This window comes from Streptomyces sp. NPDC005070, assembly GCF_053600395.1.
In genome coordinates this window covers 1-6,255 of the sequence record NZ_JBSFZS010000231.1, presented here as the reverse complement: position 1 = coordinate 6,255, position 6,255 = coordinate 1, and the positions used below count along the sequence as shown (strand labels likewise).

5 protein-coding genes are annotated in these 6,255 nt (G+C 69.1%); 4 read left to right on the top strand and 1 reads right to left on the bottom strand.

What is annotated here, in order from left to right; translation table 11 throughout:
* The first annotated feature begins 303 nt into the window (after window positions 1–303).
* Window positions 304–1,146, top strand: a complete 843-nt coding sequence (locus ACWEBX_RS36350) for an MBL fold metallo-hydrolase (protein ID WP_451889016.1) — start codon at window positions 304–306, stop codon at window positions 1,144–1,146.
* Between the two features lie 408 nt (window positions 1,147–1,554).
* Window positions 1,555–2,460 (top strand): NmrA family NAD(P)-binding protein, encoded by a 906-nt coding sequence (locus ACWEBX_RS36345; protein ID WP_451889015.1) that lies wholly within the window; start codon window positions 1,555–1,557, stop codon window positions 2,458–2,460.
* Window positions 2,461–3,382: 922 nt separating this feature from the next.
* Here ACWEBX_RS36345 and ACWEBX_RS36340 read toward each other — a convergent pair.
* Window positions 3,383–4,015 (bottom strand): TetR/AcrR family transcriptional regulator, encoded by a 633-nt coding sequence (locus ACWEBX_RS36340; RefSeq protein WP_451889014.1) that lies wholly within the window; start codon window positions 4,013–4,015, stop codon window positions 3,383–3,385.
* Window positions 4,016–4,326: 311 nt separating this feature from the next.
* Here ACWEBX_RS36340 and ACWEBX_RS36335 point away from each other — a divergent pair, with 311 nt between their 5' ends.
* Both ACWEBX_RS36335 and ACWEBX_RS36330 read left to right on the top strand, forming a co-directional pair.
* Entirely contained in the window at window positions 4,327–5,853 is a 1,527-nt protein-coding gene (locus tag ACWEBX_RS36335; protein WP_451889013.1) for an MFS transporter, read from the top strand.
* 174 nt (window positions 5,854–6,027) lie between these two features.
* Window positions 6,028–6,183, top strand: coding sequence for a hypothetical protein (locus ACWEBX_RS36330; protein WP_451889012.1), 156 nt, complete (start codon window positions 6,028–6,030; stop codon window positions 6,181–6,183).
* The last annotated feature ends 72 nt before the right edge of the window (window positions 6,184–6,255 follow it).

Here is a 6,255-nt window from a genome sequence, read left to right as displayed (position 1 = left end):
CCCCGCTTTCATGCCTGGCCGGCCACGAGATCACCCGACCGCGTCGACAACCTCGAACTCACGCCCACCAAGATCGATAGAGCAACGGCTTCTCAACGAACCAACAACACCCCAGCTCAGAAAGCGTTCCGTACACCAACCACCCATCCCTGCAACATGCGCCGGGTGGAATGGTGGCCCCGCTGGGGCGCAGTTAGTGTGGAGGGGAGCGGGAAGTCGGGTCTCAGAACGGTTCCGGCGGCTGCGGTTGAGTCCCTGGTTCAGTTTTCGACCGCCGCGAGCCCCGAGAACGCGGGAGTGGTCATGACCGGACTCGGCTACTCCGTGCACGTCGCTCCGTCCAAGCCGGCGGTGTCCGATGATCTCCCGCCGGGCGAGGACCGGCGGATGTGGTCGCCGACGGCGTCGACTCTCATCTGCGGCGAGCGCGACGCGGTCCTTGTGGATCCGCTCATGACCGTGGACGAATCGCGCCGCCTGGCCGACTGGGCGGCCGCGCAGGGCAAGAACGTGACCACGGTCTTCGTCACCCACGCGCACGGCGACCACTTCTTCGGGGCGCCCGCGCTGCTCGACCGCTTTCCGCAGGCCCGGCTGGTCGCCGCGGCGGACGTGGCGGTGCACTCCGGGGCGCAGTGGGACTCCGCCTGGTTCGACGGGTTCTGGCAGCCCCGTTTCCCGGACCAGATCTCCGACCGGCACCTGGTCCCCGAGCCGCTGCCCGACAGCCGGATCGAACTGGAGGGCGAGGAACTGCGCGCGATCGAGCTGGGCCACACCGACACCGACGGCACGAGCGCCCTGCACGTACCCTCCATCGGACTGGTGGTCGCCGGGGACGCGGTCTATGGCGACGTCCACCTGTACCTCGGCGAGGCGAAGGGGACCGGCGCCGAGGAGTGGCTGCGTGCCCTGGACGTCCTCGAAGGGCTGCAGCCGACCGCCGTGGTGTCCGGCCACAAGCGCGACGGCGACCCGGACAGCCCGGACGACATCGGGCGTACCCGCCGGTACATCGAAGACTTCAACGCCGCGGCGGAGAACGCCGGCGACTATGCCGACCTCTACGAGACGATGGTCCGCCTGTACCCCGACCGCGTGAACCGCGGCGTGCTGTGGAACTCCGCGAAGACCGCCTTGCCCTGACCATCCGCGCCTGACCGCCGCGGTCAACGTGCACCGGCCTCGAAGACTGCCAGCGGACACGCGGTCGATCCACCGCCGCCCGGTCGACCTGTTGGAGATCGACCACCTGGCCATGATCCGGCTGTGGGTTAGGCCGGTCCTTCTTCAGGTTCGCGAGGTCACCGCGGTGCCGTTCTCGCGGAATATCCGTGAGTCGTTGGCTACGACGCGCTGCCGGTTCTCCTGTGCTCGCGCCTGGGACAGGCGGCCCACGGAGTCCTCCCTCCCAATTGGATTATTATTGACATCTATTGTGATCGACAAGATCACCCGGAGCAGTGCGTCGTGCCAGACGGCTCGCCGACGGCTTCGCTGCGACGCTGACCCCGGCGCCCGCGGAAATTCCCTCACTCTCCAGGAGATCGACTGATGGTTGCCAGCAAGCTTGTTCTCATCCCCGGTGCCGGCGGCGTGGGCCGTGCGGTCTTCGAGCAGTTGCGTGCTCAGGACGTTCCGGTGCGTTTCATGGTCCGCCGCGAGGACGAGCGTGCGGCTGAGCTGCGGGCGCTCGGCGCGGAGGTCGTTATCGGCGACCTGACCCAGCCCGAGACGGTGGCGGCCGCACTGCAGGGCGTGTCGCGGATGTACTTCGCGATGTCTGTGTCGCCGGACCAGCTGCTGGCGGCGACCGTGGTGGCCTCCGTCGCCAGGGAGTACGGGCAGCTGGAGGCCCTGGTCGACCTGACGCAGATGACAGTGTCGCAGATGACCGCCACCAGCACCGGGGAGTCGCACCAGCAGCGGCTGCTCTGGCTGACCGAGCAGGTACTGAACTGGTCCGGTTTGCCCGTAGTGCACATCCGGCCGACGGTGTTCATGGACACTGCGCTGTTCACCATGCTGGCGTCATGGTCGATTCAGGAGAACGGCACGATCGCCCTGCCGTTCGGCACCGGACGCACCTCGCCGGTCACCGTGAACGACGTCGCCCGGGTCGTCGCCACCGTGCTGCGCGACCCGGCTCCGCACATCGGGCAGGTCTACGAGCTGACCGGGCCGCGCTCGGTCGACATGACGGAGCTGGCCGAGGCGTTCTCCCGGGCCCTGGGCCGCCCGGTGACCTACGTGGACCTGCCGCTGGACCAGTGGCAGGCCCAGGGGCTCTCCAGGTTGGGGCTGCCGCCGCACGTCGAACAGCACGTCGCCACCGTGGCCCGGCTGCACCGGGACAACCGCTACGACCGCACCGCCGACGGCGTGGAGCGGGTGACAGGCACCGCCCCGCAGTCGATCGAGGAGTTCGTGGCCGCCCGCAAAGACTTCTACCTGGGCTGAGCCCGCCCCGGCCGGAACCGCCCCCCGGGGCGACTGGCCGGCAGGCCCCGTGGGCCGGGACTCGCTCCCGAGCAAGGGCGATCGGCATCTGCGGCGGCCGTGGCCTCTGTCGCGCCGCAGTCGGGCCGCAGTCGGGCCGCCGGTACGGAACTGGCTCCAGCCGGCCGTGATCGCTCTGATCATCGTGGCCGCCTTCATGGGCTGTTACGTCGGACTGCAGCGCAATCCCCGGCCGAACCAGACCCCGGTCGCCCTTACCGCGCGGGTCCCTCGCTCGCCGGATCGGCCACGCGCTCGGCGACAGCCTCTCGGTACACCCCGCCCGCCGGCGCCGCGGCTGATCGCCACACTCCTCGTGCTCACCATCTCTTACTCCACCAGCGGAGCCTCCATCGGCCCCCAGCTACTTTCCGCCCCGTCCCGGGTTGTCTCCCCCACTACCGCGACCCGGAGCGGCCATCCGCGCGGTCACCGACCTGAGCTGCTTCGACGCCCACGCCATCCTCACCATGATCAAATTCGCCCTGCGGGCCGCCATCGCCAGGCTCTTGGGGCGCTCTGCGTCACCGCACGAGTCAGCCGCACGCCAGGTAGCGCCCCTGTCGGAGCGGACCGCACGGGCCCGCCCATCAAATGAGCAAGCCCCCAAGCCCCTGCACGGGGCGTGCCGCATGGACAGAGCATGCCGATGACATCGAGGTTCGTCGGCACGCAGGGGAGTTGGCGGACCGTGCCGCGCAATTGGACCCGCGCGCAGAAAGTCGGGAATCAGCGGCACGTGGTCGGCGTCGATGAACAGCAACAGCAACCCCGCCGTAGCCGATGCACCACGGCCGCCCGCGACAAGGCACAAGCCGCCCTCGTTGACGAGGTCGTTACTGCGCTGCGCTCCGGCGCACGCCCCGACGTTCACCACGTACCGTCAGCCATCCGAAGCGACGCACCGCTCAACTTCGAAACGCCGACCGGGCTGTCCGACGCCTCGCTCAGTCCCGTTGCCGCTCTCGGTGAGTGCCGTGCGCGCGGCCTGCAGGAGTTCTTCGGAGATCGGGTTGCCCCGGGTAGCACGAGCGAGGACGAGGGCACCGACCATGGTGCACAGCTGGGCCAGCCCGTCGTCGTCGCCGGTGGCCAACCGGGCGGCGCGATTCCGTACCCCGTTGACGTAGACCTGGCGGGCGCCGCCGGCCCGGCCGGGCTCCCGCCCCAGGTCAACGGCGAATCCGGAAACGGGGCAGCCGTCCCCGGCGTGATCGCGATGCCAGACCGACAGGTAGTCCTCGACGAGGGCCCGGCGGGCGGACTCGTGGTCCTCACCCTCCTCCGGCGCGGCCACCGAGTACGGGACCGGATTCTCGAAGGCGTGAGCGATGGCCTCGTCGACGAGGTCTTCCTTCGAGGCGAACTGCTTGTAGAACCCGCCATGGGTTAGCCCGGCGGCCTTCATCAGGTCCGCGAGGCTGACCGTGGTGCCCTTCTCGCGGAACATCCGGGAGGCGGTGGCTACGACGCGCTGCCGGTTCTCCTGTGCTTGCGCCTTGGACACGCGGCCCACGGAATCACGCTCCTCAGATGGATGTCACTTGCCATCTACTCTAGCTTCCATTTAGATTCTTTACGACATCTAATTCGGGTCGATGAGGTCACCCGGCAGGTCAAGCAGGGCCTTGCGCTGCCTCCCACCGACCGAGGCCGACGCCCTCCGCCCGGCAATCGCAGAACCACCGACAGCACTGGAGACCCCCCGTGGCATCACCACCCGGCCCCACCGAGTCCTCGACGCCCGCAGCGTCCACGCCACCGCCGCCTGCCCAGCGACGAAGCGTTTCCGAGGCGGTCCACCGCCGGCGCTGGGCCATCCTGACCGTGCTCTGTTTCAGCCTCCTGGTGGTGATGCTGGACAACTCGATCCTCAATGTGGCGATGAAGACCATCGCCCAGCCAGCTCCCACCGGACTCGGCTCCACCCAGAGCCAGCTGGAGTGGGCGATCAACTCCTACACGCTGGTCTTCGCCGGACTGCTCTTCACCGCGGGACTGCTCGGTGACCGGCTCGGCCGCAAGAAGGTGCTGCTCTTCGGCATGACGGTGTTCGGCGTGGGATCTGCCTTGTCGGCGATGTCCGACTCCTCGGGGCAGCTCATCACCTTCCGGGCCGTGATGGGCTTCGGCGGCGCCTTCATCCTGCCCGCCACCCTCGCGATCATCATGAACGTCTTCGAGCGCGAGGAGCAGCCCAAGGCCATCGGCATCTGGACGGGCGTGGTCGGTTTCGCCATAGCCGCCGGCCCGATCACCGGCGGCGTTCTGCTGGAGCACTTCTGGTGGGGCTCGGTCTTCCTGGTCAACGTGCCGATCGTGATCGCCGCACTGGTCGCGATGGTGGTGCTGGTCCCGGACTCCAAGGACCCCAGGCCCGGCAGGCTCGATCCGGTTGGTGTCCTGCTGTCGATCATCGGTCTGGCGCTGCTGGTCTACGGCATCATCAAGGGCGGTCAGCTGGGCGACTTCACCCGGCCCGAGTCCTGGGCAACGATCCTCGCAGGCCTGGCCGTCCTCGCGGGCTTCGTGGTCCACGAGGCCCGCAGCGACCATCCGGCCCTTGACGTCACCTACTTCCGCAACCGGCGGTTCTCCGCCTCGGTCGCCGCCATCGGCCTGGTCTTCTTCGCCCTCATGGGCGTCACGTTCTTCAGCGTCTTCTACAACCAGAGCGTCCGCGGATACAGCGTGCTGCAGTCCGGTCTGCTCGTGGTGCCGCTGGCCGCCTCCCAGATGTTCTTCGCCCCGCGGGCCCGGCTGGTCGTCAACCGCTTCGGTGCCCGAGCCGTGTGCGCCACCGGCCTCGTCCTGACCGCCGTGGCCTTCGCCGGCTTCCTGCTGCTCGGCCAGGACACCCCCATCTGGGTGCTGGAGGTGCTGTTCTTCCTGATGGGCACCGGGATGGCGCACGTGATGCCACCCGCCACCGTCATGATCATGTCGTCGCTGCCGCGGGAGAAGGCCGGCTCCGGATCGGCGGTCAACAACACCTTCCGGCAAGTCGGTGGCGCCATGGGGGTCGCCGTTCTGGGGTCGCTGCTGTCCACCACCTACCGCAACGGCATCCACGGCCACCTGGGCGCAGTCCCCGTCTCCGATCGGCACGCCGCAGGTGAATCCGTCCAGGCGACCCTGGCCATCGCCCAGAAGATGGGACCGGCCGGCAAGGCGCTGGTCCAGCCCGCGAACGACGCCTTCATCCACGCCATGCACATCGCCGCGACAGGCTCCGCAGCCGTCGCCCTGCTCGGCGCGGTCGTCGTGCTGCTCTTCCTGCCGCGCAAGGCCGCCGCCGCCGTGGCCGCCGGCGGTGATAAACCCCAGCGCCAAACCGTAGAAGCCCAACGCTGATCACGAACCAACCCCGCCAGACACCGCAGGCGACCGTCTGCCGGGACGTCCCCGCCGTGCCGCCACGGCACCCGCCACATCGGGACCGTCCTGCGGCTGCTTGAGGAGGCGCCACGACAGGCGAGCCATGGAGGGCATCGCCCGCAAAGCCGGCCGGGCCGCCGTCTACCGACGGTGACCGCGGCCTCGGTCACCGACCGGGACGCGGCACAGCTCTCCGGCTGCCCGCCGCGGCCCTCCGGCCAGCCGGGCACCGGCATCGCGTCACGTACGACGGCCCACTCCGCCTCGCTCATGTCGGACGGACACCTCGGCCGCCTGTGCGGATGATCTCCGGCGTTCCCGAACCGGTGAGCGAGACAATCACACGTCAGGGCCGCCCAGTTGCACGACATCGACGCC

What these genes read in the sequence shown, in the direction of transcription:
- ACWEBX_RS36350 (WP_451889016.1), top strand. Translation starts at nt 304, where the DNA reads ATGACCGGACTCGGCTACTCCGTGCACGTCGCTCCGTCCAAGCCGGCG.
- ACWEBX_RS36345 (WP_451889015.1), top strand. Translation starts at nt 1,555, where the DNA reads ATGGTTGCCAGCAAGCTTGTTCTCATCCCCGGTGCCGGCGGCGTGGGC.